General features: G+C 64.2%; 14 protein-coding genes. 3 read left to right on the forward strand and 11 right to left on the reverse strand.

Annotated features, from left to right (window positions below; genetic code table 11):
* Positions 1 to 74 precede the first annotated feature (74 nt).
* Positions 75 to 1,007: a helix-turn-helix domain-containing protein gene (locus tag HDC29_RS14990; RefSeq protein ID WP_179499056.1), complete on the forward strand. Its 933-nt coding sequence runs from the start codon at positions 75 to 77 to the stop codon at positions 1,005 to 1,007.
* A gap of 3 nt (positions 1,008 to 1,010) precedes the next feature.
* Here HDC29_RS14990 and HDC29_RS14995 read toward each other — a convergent pair whose 3' ends face one another.
* The 3 genes from HDC29_RS14995 to bglX are packed head-to-tail and all read right to left on the reverse strand — an operon-like array spanning position 1,011 to position 6,156.
* Positions 1,011 to 2,240, reverse strand: a complete 1,230-nt coding sequence (locus HDC29_RS14995) for an MFS transporter (protein ID WP_179499058.1) — start codon at positions 2,238 to 2,240, stop codon at positions 1,011 to 1,013.
* A gap of 41 nt (positions 2,241 to 2,281) precedes the next feature.
* On the reverse strand, positions 2,282 to 3,841 hold the full coding sequence (locus tag HDC29_RS15000) for a sulfatase (protein WP_179499060.1): 1,560 nt from the start codon (positions 3,839 to 3,841) through the stop codon (positions 2,282 to 2,284).
* 2 nt (positions 3,842 to 3,843) lie between these two features.
* Positions 3,844 to 6,156, reverse strand: a complete 2,313-nt coding sequence (bglX, locus tag HDC29_RS15005; RefSeq protein WP_179499062.1) for a beta-glucosidase BglX — start codon at positions 6,154 to 6,156, stop codon at positions 3,844 to 3,846.
* A 248-nt stretch (positions 6,157 to 6,404) separates the two neighbouring features.
* On the opposite strand from bglX, the gene HDC29_RS15010 reads away from it, so the two are divergent.
* Positions 6,405 to 9,467 (forward strand): TonB-dependent receptor domain-containing protein, encoded by a 3,063-nt coding sequence (locus tag HDC29_RS15010; RefSeq protein ID WP_179499064.1) that lies wholly within the window; start codon positions 6,405 to 6,407, stop codon positions 9,465 to 9,467.
* A 70-nt stretch (positions 9,468 to 9,537) separates the two neighbouring features.
* The gene (locus HDC29_RS15015; protein ID WP_179499066.1) at positions 9,538 to 11,034 is read left to right on the forward strand and encodes a glucoamylase family protein; all 1,497 of its coding nucleotides are present in this window, start codon (positions 9,538 to 9,540) and stop codon (positions 11,032 to 11,034) included.
* Between the two features lie 29 nt (positions 11,035 to 11,063).
* Here the strand turns inward: HDC29_RS15015 and HDC29_RS15020 are convergent, their stop codons facing one another.
* From HDC29_RS15020 to HDC29_RS15055, 8 genes are all read right to left on the reverse strand, one after another.
* The gene (locus HDC29_RS15020; RefSeq protein ID WP_179499068.1) at positions 11,064 to 11,930 is read right to left on the reverse strand and encodes an endonuclease/exonuclease/phosphatase family protein; all 867 of its coding nucleotides are present in this window, start codon (positions 11,928 to 11,930) and stop codon (positions 11,064 to 11,066) included.
* On the reverse strand, positions 11,927 to 13,273 hold the full coding sequence (locus HDC29_RS15025; protein WP_179499070.1) for a GH1 family beta-glucosidase: 1,347 nt from the start codon (positions 13,271 to 13,273) through the stop codon (positions 11,927 to 11,929). The genes HDC29_RS15020 and HDC29_RS15025 overlap by 4 nt, the downstream gene beginning before the upstream one ends.
* On the reverse strand, positions 13,270 to 14,025 hold the full coding sequence (locus HDC29_RS15030; protein ID WP_179499072.1) for an alpha/beta hydrolase-fold protein: 756 nt from the start codon (positions 14,023 to 14,025) through the stop codon (positions 13,270 to 13,272). Before HDC29_RS15030 ends, HDC29_RS15025 begins: the two co-directional genes overlap by 4 nt.
* A 23-nt stretch (positions 14,026 to 14,048) precedes the next feature.
* Positions 14,049 to 14,864: a carbohydrate ABC transporter permease gene (locus HDC29_RS15035; RefSeq protein WP_179499074.1), complete on the reverse strand. Its 816-nt coding sequence runs from the start codon at positions 14,862 to 14,864 to the stop codon at positions 14,049 to 14,051.
* Entirely contained in the window at positions 14,861 to 15,787 is a 927-nt protein-coding gene (locus HDC29_RS15040) for a sugar ABC transporter permease (protein WP_326914538.1), read from the reverse strand. The genes HDC29_RS15035 and HDC29_RS15040 overlap by 4 nt, the downstream gene beginning before the upstream one ends.
* Positions 15,784 to 17,052: an extracellular solute-binding protein gene (locus tag HDC29_RS15045; protein WP_179499076.1), complete on the reverse strand. Its 1,269-nt coding sequence runs from the start codon at positions 17,050 to 17,052 to the stop codon at positions 15,784 to 15,786. Before HDC29_RS15045 ends, HDC29_RS15040 begins: the two co-directional genes overlap by 4 nt.
* A gap of 22 nt (positions 17,053 to 17,074) precedes the next feature.
* The gene (locus HDC29_RS15050; RefSeq protein ID WP_179499078.1) at positions 17,075 to 18,115 is read right to left on the reverse strand and encodes a LacI family DNA-binding transcriptional regulator; all 1,041 of its coding nucleotides are present in this window, start codon (positions 18,113 to 18,115) and stop codon (positions 17,075 to 17,077) included.
* Between the two features lie 117 nt (positions 18,116 to 18,232).
* Positions 18,233 to 19,315, reverse strand: a complete 1,083-nt coding sequence (locus HDC29_RS15055; RefSeq protein WP_179499080.1) for an ABC transporter ATP-binding protein — start codon at positions 19,313 to 19,315, stop codon at positions 18,233 to 18,235.
* Positions 19,316 to 19,321 lie beyond the last annotated feature (6 nt).

A 19,321-nucleotide genomic window follows, 5' to 3' on the forward strand; every position in this document is an offset into this window, starting at 1 on the left:
TCGCTGTCGCGGGCGCCAGCCTTGTCGATGCATGTCCCTTGGTCTAGGGGCGGAGCGAGATAAGGACCGCTTATTTGAAACACGACCGCACCATCAGGGCTTGCTCGATCTGGCGCGCGCTTGATGTCGTCGGCGACGTTCCCGTCCTCCTGATCATGGAACAGACGTTCCTCGGCATTCACAGTTTCGACGAATTCGTCGCGCGCACCGGCCTCGCGCGCTCGGTCGTCAACGGGCGGCTCAAGAAGCTGGTCGAGGAGGATTGCCTCGCCAAGGTGCCTAAGAAGGGCGGGCGCGGATTTCACTATGTGCTGACGCAAAAGGGTCGCGACCAGTTTCCCAACGGCCTGATGATGCTGCGCTGGCAGCACAAGTGGGAAGCCGACAGCCGCGATTTCCAGGTCCGGCTCCACCACGCGACCTGCGGCCACGCCACCGAGCCGGTGCCCGCATGTGCCCATTGCCGGGTGGAGATCGACCCGCGCGACGTCGATTGGCGCGAAGGGCCCGGCCTTGCGCAAGTCGTCCCGCATTATGAACGTCGCCGTTTCAACGGCGAGGTCGGCGCGCGGCGGCCCGGCGGACGTCCGCTTGTCGATACGATGATCGAGCTGTTCGGCGATCGCTGGGCGACGCTCGTCGTCCGGGCGATGTTCACGCGCATCAACCGCTTCGACGATATCCAGCGTGACACGCTGATGGCGACGAACATTCTGACCGGCCGCCTTGAACGGCTGGTGCGGCAGGAAATTTTAAAGACCGTGCCCTATTCGAGCCACGCCGACCGCGTCGAATATCGCCTGACCGCCAAGGGCCGCGACCTTTACCCGGTGCTGCTCGCGCTGCTGCAATGGGGCGACAAATGGTTCTCCGACGAGCGCGGCCCCCCGGTGCTGCTGACGCATCGTCCGTGCGGGCATGACTTGCACATGGTCGCGGCGTGCAGCCATTGCGGCGACGAATTGCAACTGTCGAACAGCCGCTTCACGATCGAAGAGGCGTGCTGAGGTTCAGGGCAGGATACGGCCCTCGTCGCGGCGCGGCATCGGCGCCACGAAACGCAGCACGAGCGCGGATAGAAGAAGCCAGCCGGCCGAACCGAGGATCGCCGCGGGCAAGCTGCTGAGGTCGGCGACCAGTCCGAGCGTATAGGCACCGAGCGCCATCGCGCCAAAGGTCACCGCCTGGTAGATCGACAGGCAGCGGCCGAGAATCTCCTCGGGCGATCGCAATTGCATCGCGACATTCAGCGTCGTCAGCGTCGACACCCAGGCGCCGCCGGCGACGAAGGCGGCGATCATCAGGGCGGGAAGGCTGGCCGTCAGCGCGACCGGCAGCATCGCGGCGGCAAAGATCAGCGACGCGGCGGTCACGACGCGGTCGCTGCCCCAGCGGCGGCGCGCCCCCCCGATCCACAGCGCGGCAAAGATCGATCCGGCGCCGAAGGCGGCAAGGCACAGGCCATAGACGATTTCGGTCCCGTGCAGCCGGTCGCGGACGAGCGAAGGGAGCAGCGCCTGAAACCCCGCCGCGCCGACGCCAAAGGCGAAACCACGAATAAGGACGCGGCGTACCGGATCCGAATGGGTGCAGAAGCGGATGCCCGCGGCGATCGCGGTCAACATCGGCGTCCGGCGCGGCGGCACGGTTTCGGGATGCCAGCGCAGCAGCACGACAATCAGCGCGACATAGCTCATCGCGTTGAGTCCGAACGCGGCGGCTGTGCCGACGATCGAGATCAATATCCCGCCGAGTGCCGGGCCGACGCTGCGGGCCAGGTTGAAGGCGATGGTGTTGAGCGCGATCGCCTGCGGCAAATCCTTCGGCCCCACCTGGAGGCGCACCGACGCCTGCCACGCCGGCCCGTTGAGCGCAGTGCCGCACCCGACCGCGAGTGTGAAGAAAAGCAGCGTCAGCGGCGTGATGGCATCCATATAGGTCGTCAGCGTCAGCGCTGCCGAGACGATCAGCATTCCGGTCTGCGCCGCCAGCATCACGCGCCGCCGGTCGAAATTGTCGGCGATCGCACCGGCGAAAATACCGAGCAGCATGATCGGAATCGTGGCACCCGCCTGCACCAGCGCGATGAGCAGATGCGATTCGGTGAGTTCGGTCATCAGCCACGCCGCCGCGACCGACTGGATCATCGACCCCATGTTCGAAGCCAGGTTGGCGATCCAGATCGCGCGGAACGCCGGGTAGCGGAAGGGCGCGAACGCAGATGGCGGTTCAGGGCTCACACCAGTCCGCCTAACGCCGCCCGGCGATCGCCGCAACCCGGTCAGCGAATGGCGGGGCCGCTCGTATCTTCATATTCGCGGCGCAGCTCGACCAGCCGCCGCTTCATGCGCGCGATCGGCGCCTTCATCGCGGGGTCTGCGATCCGGTTATCCATCTCGCGCGGATCGGTCTTGAGGTCGTAAAACTCCCACGCGTCGAGTCCGTCGCCATAGAAGCGGACCAGCTTGTAGCGCTCGCCGCGCACACCATAATGCGCGCGAACCGAGTGAAATCCGGGGAACTCATAATAATGATAATAGAGGTCCTTGCGCCAGTCGCGCGGCGTCCGACCCGTGAGCAGCGGCGTCATCGAGCGGCCCTGGATCGTCGCCGGGCCCTTGACCCCGGCATAGTCGAGGAAGGTCGGCGCATAGTCGATATTCTGGATCGGTGCAGCGATGCGCGTGCCCGGGCGAATATGCCCCGGATACTGGATCAGGAAGGGTGTGCGCATCGATTCTTCATAGATGAATCGCTTGTCGAACCAACCGTGCTCGCCGAGGTAAAAGCCCTGATCGGAGGTGTAGACGACGATCGTATTCCGATCGAGGCCGCTTTCCTCCAGATAGTCGAGCACCGCGCCGACGCCTTCGTCGACTGCCGCGATCGTCCCCAGATACTGCTGCATGTAACGTTGGTATTTCCACAGCGCGAGGTCGCGGCCCGAGAGCGGCGTAGCGTTGAGCCGGTCGTTGTCGGCCTGCATAAGCGCGTCCCACTCGGCCTGCTGCGCGTGCGTCATGCGGTCGAATGCGCCCGGCCAGCGATTGTAGCGCAGCTGCGCGGACCCCTTCGCGACCGTCATCTTGAGGTCGTGGCCCTCATACATATCGCGATAGATGTTCATTTCCTGCGTGCCGGCAGCAATGCGGCCGCGATATTCGTCGAAATAATTGTCGGGCACGGGAAAGGTCACGCCCTGATATTTTTGCACATGGCGCAGCGCGGGCATGAAATTGCGATGCGGCGCCTTGTGGTGGATCAGGATCGCGAACGGCTTGGACTTGTCACGGCCGTTCTTCAGCCAGTCGAGGCTGTACCGGGTGATGAGGTCGGTCGCATAGCCCTCGACCACGCTGCGCCCCTTGGGCGTGATGATATCGGGATTATAATATTCGCCCTGATCGTCGAGCACTTTCCAGTCGTCGAAGCCGATGCCTTCGGGCGAATGGTTGATATGCCATTTGCCGAACATCGCGGTCGCATAGCCCGCCTGGCTCAGCGCGCGGGGCCAGACCCAGACATTATTCTCGAAGCGCTGGCCGTTCTGGGTAAAGCCATGCGCGTGGCTCTGGCGCCCGGTAAGCAGCGTCGCGCGGCTGGGGCCGCAGAGCGAGTTGCCCACGAAGCTTTGCGTGAACATCGCACCATTCTTTGCAATGCGGTCGATGTTGGGCGTCGGCGCAAGCTTCGACAACGGCGATCCATAGGCCGAAATCGCCTGATAGGCGTGATCGTCCGACATGATGTAGACGATGTTCGGGCGCGCGGCCGGCTGCGCCCCCGCCGCGGCAGCGAAAGCGAGCGGCAGGGCGAGCGCGACCGGAAGGCGAGACCGCATCGTCAATCGGTCAGCTCGAACGTGGCTTCGGCCCCCTCGGCGGACGACGGCCCGATCCACAGCTTGAATTGGCCGGGCTCGCTGCCCCAGCTCATGTCCGCCCTCGTAAAGGCGAGATCGGCGTCGGTCAGCGTGAAGCGGACCGTCCGCTTTTCACCCTTCTTGAGGCTGATCTTTTCGAAACCTTTGAGTTGCTTGACCGGCCGCGTCACCGACCCGACGAGGTCGCGGACATAAAGCTGCACCACTTCCTCGCCGTCGCGCGTGCCGCTGTTGGTGACGGTGACGCTCGCCGTCAACTTATCGCCGGGGCGGATATTCGCCCGGTCGAGCGTCACCGGCGAATAGGTGAAGCTGGTGTAACTCAGCCCATATCCGAACGGATAGAGCGGGGTGTTCGGCGTATCGAGGTAGCGGGAGACATATTTGGCATTCGGGTCCGCCGGATTGATCGGCCGTCCGGTATTCTTCATGTCGTAATGGATCGGCACCTGACCGACGTTGCGCGGGAAGGTGGCGGGCAATTTGCCCGACGGGTTATAATCCCCGAACAGGACATCGGAGATTGCGTGGCCTCCCATCGTGCCCGGGTACCAGGCCTCGAGGATCGCGTCGACATTGGCGTCGGCCCATTCGATGCTGTTCGGGCGCCCGCTCATCAAAACGAGGATGATCGGCTTGCCGGTTTTCTTGAGTTCCTGAAGCAAGGCCTGCTGGTTGCCCGGCAGGCCGAGCGAGGTGCGGCTTGCCGCCTCGCCGGTCATGTTCCAATGCTCGCCCATCGCGGCGATGATCACGTCGGATTTCTGCGCCAGCGCGATCGCCTCGGCAAATCCATCGCTCTTGCCCGCATCGGCGAACTGGTAGCCCGCACCCTTGGCGTAGGCGACCGTCGTTCCCTTCGGCGCGCGCGCCTGCAGCCCTTCGAGCAGCGTAACCGGCCGCGTCTTGCGGTCGCCCGCGGCGGACCAGCTGCCGATCATATCCTCCTTGCTGTTGCCGAGCGGGCCGATCAGCGCAATCGACTTTGCCGAGACGGCGAGGGGCAGGGCATTGTCCTGGTTCTTGAGGAGGACGATCGACTTGCGCGCGACGTCGCGCGCGGCTTCGAGGAAGTCGGGGCGATAGACGGTCGCCTTTTCCCGCGCTTCGTCCGAATAGCGATACGGGTCCTCGAACAGGCCGAGCCGGTATTTCATCTCGAGGATCGCCTTCACCGCCGCGTCGACGCGGTTCACATCGACCTTGCCCTCGGCGACCGATTTCGCGAGATGGTCCATGAACACCGCGCCCTGCAGGTCCATATCGACCCCGGCGTTGATCGCCTGCTCTCCCGCCTGCTTGAGGTCTTTCGAATAGCCATGCGCGACCATTTCGTTGATCGACGTGTAATCGGTTACGACGAAGCCCTTGAAACCCCATTTATCGCGTAGCACGTCGGTCAGAAGATAATGGCTGCCCGATGCGGGCACGCCGTCATATTCGTTGAACGCCGTCATGAATGTCGCGGCGCCCGCGTCGGCGGCGGCCTTGAACGGCGGCAGATAGACGTCGCGCAGCGTACGCTCCGAAATATCGACCGTATGATAATCGCGGCCCGCCTGCGCGGCGCCATAGGCGGCAAAATGCTTCGCCGTCGCCAGCACGGTATCGACGCGCTTCAAATCGTCGCCCTGAAAGCCGCGCACCCGCGCCGCCGCGATCTTGCTACCCAGATAGACATCTTCGCCCGCCCCTTCGGACATCCGGCCCCAGCGCGGGTCGCGCGCGACGTCGACCATCGGCGCGAAGGTCCAGTGAATCCCCTCGGCGGAGGCTTCGGTCGCGGAGATTCGCGCAGCTTTTTCAATGGCGTTCAAGTCCCAGCTCGCCGATTCGCCGAGCGAGATCGGAAAGATGGTGCGGTGGCCGTGGATCACGTCATAGCCGAAGAGCAGCGGGATCTTGAGCCGCGTTTCCTCGACCGCCAGGCGTTGCAGGTCGCGCGTATATTTGGCGGTGAAGGCGTTGAAGATCGACCCGATCCGCCCCTTTCGGATGTCGTCTTGATAGCCGTCCCGCATCGTCGGGCCGGTCGAATCCCAGTCGCTGGTCAGCAACGACAATTGCCCGATCTTCTCGTCGAGCGTCATTTTCGCGATCAGATCGGCGATGAACCGGTCCATCTTCGGATCGGCGCGCGTCCACGCTGCCGCATTCGCCGACGTCTCTGCGGCGGGCGCGAGCTGCGCGAACAGCGGAGCGGGGGCAAGCGGCGCCGTCACCAACAAAGTGGCCAGCGTCAGGCATGTGAGGTTGCGCGTTTTCGGCGGCATGATTCGTCCTTCCCAGTCGGGTCTGTTTATACATTGTCACGCGGATTGGCCGAATTTCGGCCGGAAACCGGCTGGTCCCCGATCGCATCCACCTGTGTCGCTTCCCCCTATACAGTGATCGTGAAACCGGTTACAAATCAAAAAAACAACGACGTGGTTTCCCGCGACTCGTTGCTGCACCGGCGGCAAGGCCGGTCGGCAGGCAAGGCGGGTACGGGAAATGTCGGGGCACAAAAAGGGAGGATGCCGTGAAGCTTTCGCATGAATTTCAGACCATGACCGCACGCCGGTCGCGCGCGCGCCGGTTCGCCGCCGCGCTCGCCTGGAGCAGCGCCGGCGCGGCGCTCGCCGTGGCCGTCGCGACCCCGGCGCAGGCGCAGGTGTCCGGCGCGTCGCTGCGCGGCACCGTAAAAGCCGAAGGCGGGGTGTCCGAAGTCACCGCGATCAACGTCAATACCGGCCTGACGCGCACTTCGACGGTCAATGCAAACGGGGGCTACAGCTTCTCCTCATTGCCGGTCGGCACCTATCGCCTCGAATTGACGACACCGCAGGGCAAGCGTCAGACCGATGAGTTCACGCTCAACGTCGCGCAGAATGCGGTGCTCGATTTCGACTTCTCGCAACCCGACATAGCCGAGGGAGGCGACGATGCGATCATCGTGACGGGCAGCCGTATCCGTTCGATGGAGGGGGGCGAGGTCGGTATCAACATCTCGCAGCGGCTGATCGAGCAACTCCCGCAAAACAACCGCAACTTCCTCGCCTTTGCCGACCTCGCACCGGGCGTTCAGTTCATCACCAACGCCAGTGGTCAGTCGCGCCTTCAGGGCGGTGCGCAAGGCAGCAATTCGGTCAATATCTTCATCGATGGCGTGGGACAGAAGGACTATGTCCTGAAGAACGGCATTACCGGACAGGATTCGACGCAGGGCAACCCGTTTCCGCAGCTCGCGATCGGTGAATATCGGGTCATCGGCTCGAACTATAAGGCCGAATATGATCAGGTGAGTTCGGTCGCGATCACCGCGGTGACTAAATCCGGCACCAACGAATTCCATGGCGAAGGCTTCATCGACTTCACCAACCAGGATCTGCGCGACCGCACGCCCTCCGAAAATTATCCCACTTATATTCCCAAGATCAAGACGCGCGACATTCAGTTCGGTGGCGCGCTGGGCGGTCCGATCGTGAAGGACGTCCTCCATTTCTTCGTGACCTATGAAGGCAAGCGGCGGACCGAACCGCGCACGATCACTCCGGGCCTCAACCTGTCGCCCGATTTCTTCCCGACCGAATATCAGGGCGCATTCGGTTCGGCGAGCGAGACGTTCGACGAGAATCTCTATTTCGGCAAACTCAACTTCACCCCGACGTCGAGCGATCTGTTCGAATTTTCGGGTAAATATCGTGACGAAACGGGTGTGCAGATCAACAACGGGCTCGCTGCCTTCGACACACGGACGCTCGCGAGGGTCGAGGAATGGCGTGGCCTCGCCCGCTGGGAGCATACGGCGGACACTTGGGTCAATGATTTCAAGGTCGCTTATGAAGATGTGAGCTGGGGACCGCGCCCGGCCGAATTCGGCAATGTCAGCGTCTTCAATGCTACGGTGCCGGGCACCGTCCCAGGCACGACACAGCGCGGTGACATTCTGCGTATCGGTGCGGGCAGCAATTTTCAGGACAAGGGGCAGAAGGGCTGGCAGGTTTCAAACGACTTCACCTTCACTGGTCTTGAAAGCCACACGTTCAAGGTCGGCGTGAAGGCGAAATGGGTCAAGCTCAACACCAACGAGCAGGGCGGGGTCAACCCAGTTTTCTTCTACAACGCGCTCTATCCGGCGGGCGTCGATTTCAACGATACCATTCCCTATCGCATGCAGTTCAGCGCGCCCGTGACCGACGGGGATCCGAACATCCGGTCGAACAATTTCCAACTCGGTCTCTATGCGCAGGACGATTGGGAGGTAACCGACCGGCTGACGGTAAACATCGGCCTACGCTGGGATTATGAACGGACCCCGGCCTTTCTTGACTATGTCCACGACCCAGCGATTGCTGCCTTCGTGAGCGGTCAAGCCTCCTACACCGCGCCCGACGGGACGGTGACGCCGCCCTATACCAACTTGCTGAACGCCGATTACGACATCAACGATTATATCTCGACCGGCTCCGAGCGAAAGGCGTTCAAGGGCGCGTGGCAGCCGCGTATCGGCTTCACTTATGAACTCGACGAAGAAGGGCGCTTTGCTGTTTTCGGCGGCTACGGCCGTTCCTATGACCGGACGCAGTTCGATTTCATCCAGCAGGAACTTCGCCAGGGGCTGTTCGCCAACCGCGTTTTCAACTTCAACAATCCGGGCGATACGACCAATGTCTGCGATCCCAGCCCGACCTGTATCGCATGGGATCCCGTCTATCTGACGCCCGAAGGACGCGCGGATCTGATCGCGGGCCTGCCGCCGGGCGCGGGGCGCGAATTGCGCTTCATCAAGAACGACCTCAAGGTGCCCTATTCGGACCAGTTCAGCCTCGGTGTGCGCGGGCGCTTCAACCTGCTCGATGCCGAAGTCGGCTATAGCTATGTGAAGAGCAAGGACGGTTTCGTCTATCTGCTCGGCAACCGGCGGCCCGACGGCAGCTTCTTCCCGCCGACGGGCAATCCGGACTCACCGTTCGGTTCGCCGCCGTCACCTTTCGGTTCGATCATCCTCGGCGACAACGGGCTCGAAACAAAGGCGCATACCGCCTATCTCAAGCTGACCAAGCGTTATACCCAGGCCTCGCCGTGGAGCTTCGACGCAACATACACCTACACCGATGCCAAGGAAAACCGGCAGTTTGGTGAGGTCTTCAGCCTCGATTTCCCGAATATCGACGATTATGGCTTCATCACGGCGACGGGTGTGCGCAAACATCGTCTGGTGATGGCGGGAACGGTGGATATCCCGATGGGTTTCACCGTGTCGGGCAAGTTCCAGATCGCATCGCCCAAATATCTCGGCGCGATCCTGAACACGCCGGGCACGGGAGGCACGCCGCCATCGCGCGAAGCGATCTCGACCGAGACGGAGGGCAATGGCGACCGCTGGGGCTATCGGCAGATGGACCTTTCGATCACCAAATATGTCCCGATCGCCTTTGTCAGCGACGAAGCGCGGCTGCGTTTCCGCCTCGATATCATCAACCTGTTCAACGACCGCAATTTCAGCGGCTTCGACGCGATTACCGGGCTGCGCAACCCCAACGACATGGGGCTTGACGGGCCGCCGCGAACGATCAAGCTTTCGGCCGGTTTCTCTTTCTGACCGGCTGATCAGGCGTCCGGCCCGCACCCCCCTCCCGCGGGCCGGGCGCCTCAAATTTTTGGAGTATTTGATGTCGTTCCGCAGCGTGGCCCTGTTCCTGCCCCTCATCGCGCTGGCCACCGCCTGCACCCCCGGCGCGGCACCTTCCGCTGTCACCCCCGCGTCGACGATGGCACCGCTGAGCGAGGCGGCCTTTTCGGAAGAGCTGACCGAACGCACCTTTCGCTATTTCTGGGATACGACCGACACGCAGCGCTGCCTCGCGCCCGACCGCTGGCCGAGCAACCCCTTCTCCTCGATCGCCGCGACGGGCTTTGCGCTCACCGCTTATGGCATCGGCGCCGAGCGTGGCTATGTGACGCGCGCCGCGGCGGCGGAGCGTACGCGCGACTGCCTGCGCTTCTACTGGACCGCGCCGCAGGGGGCCGCCGTGACCGGAACGACCGGCCACAAGGGCTTTTTCTATCATTTCCTGAACAATGAAGATGGAACGCGGCGGGGCAAGACCGAGCTTTCGACCGTCGATACGTCGCTGTTGCTTGGCGGTATCCTCTTCGCGCAGAGCTATTACGACCGCGATACGCCCGTCGAGGGCGAGATCCGCGACCTTGCCGAAAAAATCTACGGCCGGGTCGACTGGACCTTCGTCCAGCGCGAGAACAGCAAGATCCCGTCAGCCAACGGCGGCGGGCGCAAGGCGATCGCGATGGGTTGGTATCCCGAACGCGGCGAGGGCGGCGATTTCGGGACCCACGACTGGGTCGGCTACAATGAAGGGATGCTCGTCTATATCCTCGCGTTCGGATCGCCGACGCATCCCGTCGGCAAGGATGCGTGGGACAAGGGTTGGGCGGTCGATCTCGAAAAGGACTGGGGCAGTTATTACGGACAACAGCACCTCCAGTTCGAACCGCTGTTCGGGCACCAGTACAGCCATGTCTGGGTCGATTTCCGCGGGATCCACGACGAATTCATGCGGGGGAAGGGCATCGATTATTTCGAGAACAGCCGCCGTGCGACGCTGGCGCAGCGTGCCTATGGCTCCGACAATCCGAATAAATGGGCGGGCTATGGCGCCGACATCTGGGGCTGGACCGCGTCGGACGGCCCCGGCTATTCGGAGGGGCTATATCGTGTGGGCGGCGCGCCGCGGAATTTCAACGGCTATATGGCGCGCGGTGTCAGCGCGATCCGCGTCGTCGACGACGGCACGATCGTCCCCACCGCAGCGGGCGGCTCGGTCGCCTTCGCGCCCGAGGTGACGATCCCCGCGCTGATGGCGATGCGCGCGCAATATGGGCCCAGGCTCTATACGCGCTACGGTTTCAAGGATGCGTTCAATCCCAGCTTCACCTTTGCCGACGCGGGCTCGAAATCGGGCGAGGTCGATCCCGTGCAGGGCTGGGTTGCGAATGATTATCTCGGAATCGACCAGGGACCGATCCTCGCGATGATGGAAAATCATCGCAGCGGCCTCGTCTGGAAGGTGATGCGAAAGAATCCGCATATCCAGCGCGGCTTGAAGCGCATCGGCTTTACCGGCGGCTGGCTGGACGAGGCGAAATAAATGTTCCCCGGCTTTCGCCGGAGAACAGATTAACAGCCCTTTCCGATACACAAATCTGCGACCACCGGATAATGATCCGACGGCAGCTTGCCGCCCGTCTGATCGGTCAGCGTCGCGTGGCGCAGCACCGTCACATCGTTGCTGACGAAGATATGATCGATCGGGCTCGCGTCCATCCGCGCGATGTCGAAGCCGGTGAAGGTACCGAGCGGGCCGTAGTGCGGCGTGCGGCTGATCGTGCGGCTGTCGCGCAGCGCGCCGTTGCCGGGTTCTACAATCGCGGCATAGGGGTTGCTCGTCGCGGGGCTGTTGAAATCGCCCATCAATATGGCGCTTTCGCCTGGCTTGCGCTCGGCGTCGATCCAGCGGCGGATCTGCCGGGCGCTTTCCTGCCGAGCGACCTCGCCGATATGGTCGAAATGGGTGTTCACGACGAGCAATGTGCGATTCGCCGTCCGGTCGTGCAGCCGTGCCCATGTCGCGATCCGCGGCAGCGCGGCGTCCCAGCCCTTGCTCGGCACCTCGGGCGTCGGCGATAGCCAGAAGGTCCCCGATCCGGCCAGCGTAAAGCGGTCGCGGCGGAAACCCAGCATCGAATATTCGCCTTTATCCTTGCCATCGTCGCGCGCGACGCCGACGAATTGATATGCGGGCAGATCGGCCTCGACGGCCTGCTTCTGGTGTTGCAGCACCTCCTGCATCCCGACGAGATCGGGCGCCCGATAGGCGACGAGCGCGGTCAGCGCCGTGCGCCGGTGCGGCCAGCCATTGTCGCCGTCCGAAGCGACATCGAGCCGGATATTATAGGTCATCGCCTCATAATGGTCGGCGCGTTCTTTCGCCGCCGCCGGCATCGCGAGCAGCGCCGCCGCGAGGAACAGGGTTTTGCTGATCATCCGAGATTTCCTCCGTTGGCGGCAATCACGCTGCTGTAGAAACGCGCGCTTCGTTTGGGCGTGCGGGCCTGCGTCTCGTAATCGACATGGACGATGCCGAAGCGCTTCGAGAAGCCCAGCGACCATTCGAGATTGTCGAGCAGCGACCACGCCATATAGCCGCGCACGTCGACGCCCTTTTTGATCGCGTCGCCGATCGCCGAGATATGCGTGCGGAGATAGTCGCAGCGCAGCGGATCGTCGACCCCGTCGGGTCCGGCCTTTGGCGGGTCATAGAAAGCGGCGCCATTTTCGGTGATATAGACCGGGATGTCGCCATAGGTGTCGCGGAACCAGATCAGCATGTCGGTGAGCGCGGGTGGGTAGACCTCCCAGTCGGTCGTCGTGTGCGTCGCATTCTGCCGCACCGGCGACGCGCCGACCGGCCACTGGTGCGGATCGGCCTTCACGACGTTGCGCGTGTAATAATTGATGCCGATGAAATCGACCGGCTGGCAGATGTCCCGGAGATCCTCGGCGGGCCATTCGGGCCAGGCTTCGCCGAACACTTCGGCAAGTTCGTCGGGGTATCTGCCTTTCAGCGCGGGGTCGAGATATTGGCGGTTCATATAGGCGTGCGCGCGTGCAGTGGCGGCCAGATCCTCGGCGCTGTCGCTCGCTGGATATTTGGGCTCGATATTGACGACGAGGCCGATCTCGTGTGCGCCTTCGCTGCGATAGGCCTGCACCGCGCGGCCGTGTGCGCGCATCAGATTGTGGCTCGCGATCGGCGTTTCGAACAGGTTGCGGTGCCCGGGGGCAAGCGCGCCGTGGAGATAGCCGCCGTCGGTGATCACCCACGGCTCGTTCAGCGTCACCCATTTCTTTACGCGGCCGTCGAGGCGGCGGTACATGACCGATCCATATTCGGCGAACCAGTCGGCGCTGTCGCGGTTCAGCCAGCCGCCCTTGTCGTCGAGTGCCGCGGGCAGGTCCCAATGGTGGAGCGTCAGCAGCGGTTCGATATCGTGCTTGAGCAGTTCGTCGACGAGCCGCTCGTAAAAGCCGAGCCCCGGTTCGTTGACGCGCCCGATCCCCTCGGGCAGCACGCGGCCCCAATTGACGCTGAAGCGATAGGCCTTCAACCCCAATTCCTTCATCAGTGCGACGTCGGCGGGCATGCGGTTATAGTGATCGCAGGCAACGTCACCGGTGTCGCCCTTCGCCGCCATCAGCCGCGGATCGTGGCTGAAGCGCTGCCAGATGCTCGCGCCCGCGCCATCGGCGAGCGGCGATCCCTCGATCTGATAGGCGGCGGTCGCGGCGCCCCACAGGAAATCGTCGGGGAAAACGGTCTGCGTCATTTCTTGTCCTTGTCGGCATAAGTCGGGGAGGGAAGTTTCTGTTCGAGCAACCAGGCATAGAGCGCTGGGTCGTCATAGGTGGGATCCCAGGCATTGTGGCCGAGGTCGGGATAGATGGTGAGGCGGACCTTGCGGCCGCCGCAGGCGCGGATTGCGCGCGCCATGGCGAAGCTGCCTTCGGGCATGACGACATCGTCGCGGTCACCATGGAACGCCCAGACCGGCAGGTCCATCAGGCGGCACGCCTCTCCGGGATTTCCGCGCCCAGCGACCGCGGCGACCGCGGCGAACCGCTTGGGCTCGGCGATCGCCCAGCGCCAGCTCGCATGGCCGCCGCGGCTGAGGCCGGTGAGATAGATCCGCGCCGGATCGACGCGATAGGTCTTGGTTACATGGTCGACGAGCGCGTCGAGCTTTTCGATATCCCAGTCCTGATCGGTGCCGAGCAGCGGCGAGACGGTGAGGAAAGGGAAGGTGGGATCGCGGTCGGCGATCTTTGGCGGACCGTGCACCTTCACCTTAGCGACATCGTCGCCGCGCTCGCCCGAGCCGTGGAGAAAGATCAGCAGGGGATAGTGGTTCGCCTTGTCGGTCAGATAGCCCTGGGGCACGAACAGCTGGTACGGATAATTGCCGGATGCGACCGGCTGCCGGGGTGTCTGGCCTTCGACGACCGGAGGGGCTTTCGTCCAGGCGGCAGCGGGGGAAGTGGCGAGCGCAAGGCCCAGCAGCGCCGCGGTCCAATATCTCATATTCGGTTCCTTGGTTGAACGGGTCATCCCTTGACACTCCCGGTCAGCAGCCCGCTCAGATAATAGCGTTGGAGCGCGAGGAAGAGGATGAGGACGGGGAGGGTGGTGACGACCGCGCCGGCCATCATGATCTCGTAATCCTGCACATTCTGGCGGCTGTTCGCGGCGAGCGCGACGGGCAAGGTGTAGAGATCCTGGTCGGCGAGAATGATCAGCGGCCACATGAAATCGTTCCAGCTCGACAGGAACACATAGAGCGCCAGTGTGACGATGATCGGGGTCAGGATCGGCAGGACGATGCGGCGGAGGATCTGTCCTTCGCTCGCGCCGTCGATGCGCGCCGCCTCGAGCATCTCGTCGGGGATCGACAGGCAATATTGGCGCACGAGGAAGATGCCGAAAATGCCCGCGAGCCATGGCACCAGCGCGCCGGCATAGCTGTTGACGAGGCCCATGGCCTTGAGCTCGAGGAACAGCGGCAGCATCCCGATCTGTCCCGGCACGACGAGCGCCGCGACGAGCAAACGGAAGATCGCGTCGCGTCCCGCGAAGCGCAGCTTGGCAAAGGCGTAGCCCGCCGGGATGGTGAAAAGCAGCGCCAGCCCTGTCGCGAGCGTCGAGATGAGGATGCTGTTGAGCAGGAAGCGCCCGACGCCGAAGGTGCCGAACAGCAGGTGGTAGTTTTCGAGTGTCGGGCTCGCGGGCCACAGCGGCGGCGGGAATTGCGCCGCCTCGCCGCGCGCCATGAAGCTGACCGACACCATCCAGATCAGCGGCGCGATCGTGACCAGTGCGACCAGCGCGGCGAGAAGCGTGACGGACCAGCGACGCAGGCTCATATCGCGCCGCTCCGTTTCGCAAGCCGCAGCTGCACCAGCGTCACGGCAAGAATGCAGAGAAAGAGCAGGAAGGCGACCGCCGCGCCCGAGCCGAGGTTCCACCATTTGAACCCTTCCTCATACATGAAATAGAGGATCGTGACGGTCGACTGGGCGGGGCCGCCCTGCGTCATCACATAGGGTTCGGCGAACAGCTGGAACATGCCCGCGACGGTCAGCACCGATACGAGCAGCACGGTCGGCGCGATCGCGGGCAGGGTGACGTGGCGCAGCCGCGTCAACCACCCCGCGCCATCGATCCGCGCCGCCTCGTCGAGTTCGCGCGGCACGGTCTGCAGCGCGGCGAGGAAGATGATCATATTATAGCCAAAGGTCTTCCACGCGACGAAGAGCAGGATCGCGGGCAGCGAGGCGGTGGGGCTGCCAAGCCAGTCGACCGGCGGCACGCCGAAGAAGGAGAGCAGATAGTTGAGCAGGCCGTAACGCGTGTGGAGCAGGTAGCGCCACACGACGGCGGTCGCGACGAGCGTCGTCACATAGGGCGCGAACAGCGCGACGCGCCACAGCGGCCGCCATTTCAGCCAGCGCGAATTGACAATCATCGCGGCGAACAGCGACAGCGCGACGATGAAAGGCGTGCCGACCGCAACGAAGAGCAATGTGTTCGTCATCGCCTTCCAGAATAGCGGGTTATCGAGCAATCTTTCGTAATTCTGGAGCCCGACGAAGCGCAGGTTGCCGATGTCGGCGAGCGCGTAGATGTCGAAATCGGTGAAGCTCAGGAACAGCGACGCGATCGCCGGCAGGACGAAGAAAAGCAGGATCGCCGCGAGCGCCGGAATCGACATCGCCCAGCCCGCGCGTGCCTCGCTCGCCCGGCCGACCGCGCTCGCGCGTTCACTGGCTCGCGACTGCGCGCTCACAGAGTCCGCCCCCTATCCAGCATCCAGCGCCGCTTTTCGAGCAGCCGATCGGCGCGCACGTCGATCTCCTTCGCCGCCTCGTCGACGCTGAACTGCCCGCGCACCATGCGTTCGGCGACGATCTGCATCTCGGTGACGATGCGCTCCCATTCGGGGACCTTCGGCAGCGCGGTCGCGCGGTCGAGCTGCGTGCGGAAGGGTTCGACCGCCGGGTCGCGTATCAGCCCTGCCGCAGTCCACACCGAGCGCCGCGCGGGCAGATCTCCCGTCGCCTCGTGGAGCGCAAGCTGTGCGCCGGGGGCCATCAGGCGCGATACCAGATCCCACGCCGCCTCGCCGTGCGCGCTGCTTGCGAAAACGACGAGGCTCGACCCGCCGGGCGCCGCAGAGCCGACGCCGTCGGGGCCGGGGTTGGCGGCGGTCTCCCACGCGTCCTGCAATTCGGGGGCGAGACGGCTCTTCATATCGCCGATCGTCCAGGGGCCGGAGAGGAAGAGGCTGAAATAGCCGCGCGCGAATTCGGCCCAGACATTCGAAATCTGCGCCATCGATACCCGCGGCGCCAGCCCTTCGTCGAACAGCGATTTATAGAAGGCGAGCGCTGCCTTGAACTCGGGGTCCGAAAAGGCACCGCGTCCACCGTCGTCGCGCAGCAGCCGCGCGCCCGCCGACAGCGCGAGCGTCGTCAACTGCTCATATTCGTTGAGCGGATAGAGCAGCGCGAAATTGCCGTCGCCGGCCTGTTTTTTCACCTTGTGGAGCGCGGCTTTCCACTCGGCCCAGCCGGACGGCGGCGCGGCATATCCCGCGCGCGCGAACAGATCCTTGCGATAAAATTGCAGCCGCGTGTCGACATACCATGGAATACCCCACGTCTTGCCCGCGATCCGGTTGGTATCGACCACCGCGCCGAACTGGTCGCCGAGGAGGCGCATCGCGTGCGCGGGAACCGGCGCGAGCGCGCCGATCGCGGCGAGCTCGGCGATCCAGCTGTTGCCGACCTGCCCGACGGCGGGCAGCGAATCCCCGGCAAAGCCCGTCAGCAATTTTTCGTGCGCGGCGGTCCAGGGCAGCGGCTGGACCGCGATCGGCGGCGCGGTCGCGGGCCAGTCGATACCCCGGACCAGCGCGGGCAGGCTCGCCGCTTCGTTGCCCATCGCCCAGACGGTCAGCGTATCGCGCCCGCGCGCGCCGCAGCCGCTTAGCAGGGGGGCGAGAGGCAGCGCGGCGAGCGCGCCGGTCAAATGGCGGCGCGTCAGCTGCATCGGCAAGGGCGCGCCGGCGTGCTCATGGCGGCGAGGCTCCCGCCCCGGCGGTCGCTTTCTCGGTTCCGGGCGCGTTCGCGGTGGTGCCGCGCGCGATGAGGCTGGGCGTGAGGATCGTCGCGCTCGCCGCGCCCAGCGCGTCGCCGCGCAGCAGGCGGAGCAGCATCATCATGCCGGTCGAACCCAGCCGGTCGATATTGACCTGCATCGTCGTGAGGCCGGGGCTCAGGTGCCGCGCGAGCGGAATATCGTCGAAACCCGCGACCATGACGTCGCCGGGCACCGACACGCCCGCACGCGCCAGTTCGGCGATCAGCCCGACCGCCATCTGGTCGTTCGCGGCAAAGACCGCGTCGGCCGGGAGCTGCCCCTCGACGAATAGCCGCGCGGCCTTCTCGCCGCTTTCTTCCGAAAAGTCGCCGGGCAGGATCACCGGACTACGTTCCCCGGCGATTTTCGCCATCGCATCGGCGAAGCCGCGCTGGCGGTCGCGCGCGTCGCGGTTGTGCTTGGGCCCGGCGATATGAACGACCTGCCGCGCCCCGCCTGTCAGCAAGGCTTCGGTCATTGCATAGGCGCCGCGATAATTGTCGACCGCCACAAATGGCAGGTCGAGCGATCCCGCGTCATAATTGAGCAGCACCGTAGGCAGTGCCGGGTCGAGATAGTCCGACAGCAATTCGGGCTTCAGGTCGGGCGGCATGACGAGCAGCCCATCGACGCGGCCGCGCATCGCGGCGATCGCCGCCGCCGTCTCGTGCGTGCTGCCGTGCATGTTACCGAGCAGGAGGTGCATCCCCGATTCATGCGCGACCAGGTCGATGCCGCGAATGATTTCGGAGAAGAATTCGCCGAACAGGTCGGGCAGGATGACCCCGACGGTGTCGGTCTTGCGCCGGGTCAGGCTGCGCGCGCCGCTATGGGGCACGAAATTCAGCTTCTTGACCGCCGCCATCACTGCGGCGCGTGTCGGCGCGGTGACATTGCCGAGCCCGTTGATGGCTCGCGATGCCGTCGCCACCGAAACCCCCGCTTCGCGGGCGACATCCCTCAATGTTGCCATGCCGCTGGCCCCCTTTCCCTCAATTGGCAGCGGGCCGCTTGTGCGACTCGGTTCTTCCAGGTTCGCCGGGTGCGGAAACATTCACAGCGTAACCGGTTACACGGGCGAAAGGCAAGGTCATTTCCCGGCCTTTCCCAAGGCTTGGCCGGCGGCGTCAAACAGGTGCAGCCGGTCGGCCGGAAGCACGGCGGTGACCGCGTCCCCCTCATCGAGGCGGCCGTCGTCGCGTAGCTGGCACGCAATGGCTTCATCGTCCGCATGCGCGCCCAGATGCAGCGTCGCGAGCCCGCCGAGCCGTTCGATAAAACGGATGGTGAAAGGCAGCGCGTCCGGAGCATCGCCGATCGCGATATCCTCGGGCCGGATCCCGATCGACAGCGGCGTCCCGGTCGCAGGCGCCGCTTCGAGCGAGGGCAGGGCGATGCTCCGCCCGTCGGCCAGCGCCGCCCGGCCGCCCTCCGCCATGGTTGCAGCCAGGATATTCATCCGCGGCGTGCCGAGAAACTGCGCGACGAAGATATTCGCCGGCCGCGCGTAAAGTTCGCGCGGTGTCCCTGCCTGTTCGATCCGCCCGTCGCGCAGCACGACGATCCGGTCGGCAAGCGTCATCGCTTCGACCTGGTCGTGCGTCACATAGAGCGTCGTCGTGCCGAGCTGGCGGTGCAGCTCGGCAAATTCGTAACGCATCCGCACGCGCAGATCGGCGTCGAGGTTCGACAGCGGCTCGTCGAACAGGAAAATTTGCGGCTGGCGCACGATCGCGCGGCCGATTGCCACGCGCTGCCGCTGCCCGCCCGACAGTGCCGCCGGCTTGCGGTCGAGCAGGCCCTCGATATTCAGTATCGCCGCCGCGCGGCGCACCGCGGCATCGATCGCGGATTTGTCCGTCTTCGCGATTTTCAGCCCGAACGCCATATTCTCATAGACGCTGAGGTGCGGGTAGAGCGCATAGGATTGGAACACCATCGCGATGCCGCGCTCCGAGGGTGCAAGGTCGGTGACGTCGCGGTCGCCGATGACGATGCGGCCGTCCGTCAGATCCTCCAGTCCCGCCACGACACGCAGCAGCGTCGATTTGCCGCATCCCGACGGGCCGACGATCACGGTGAATTCGCCGTCGGCGACGTCGATCGACACGCCTTTCAGGACCTCGGTCGCCCCGAAGCTCTTGCGCGCGCCCTCGATCGATAGTCGAGCCATGTTTCG

This window comes from Sphingopyxis sp. JAI108 (assembly GCF_013410105.1).
GTDB classification, from domain to species: Bacteria; Pseudomonadota; Alphaproteobacteria; order Sphingomonadales; family Sphingomonadaceae; genus Sphingopyxis; species Sphingopyxis chilensis.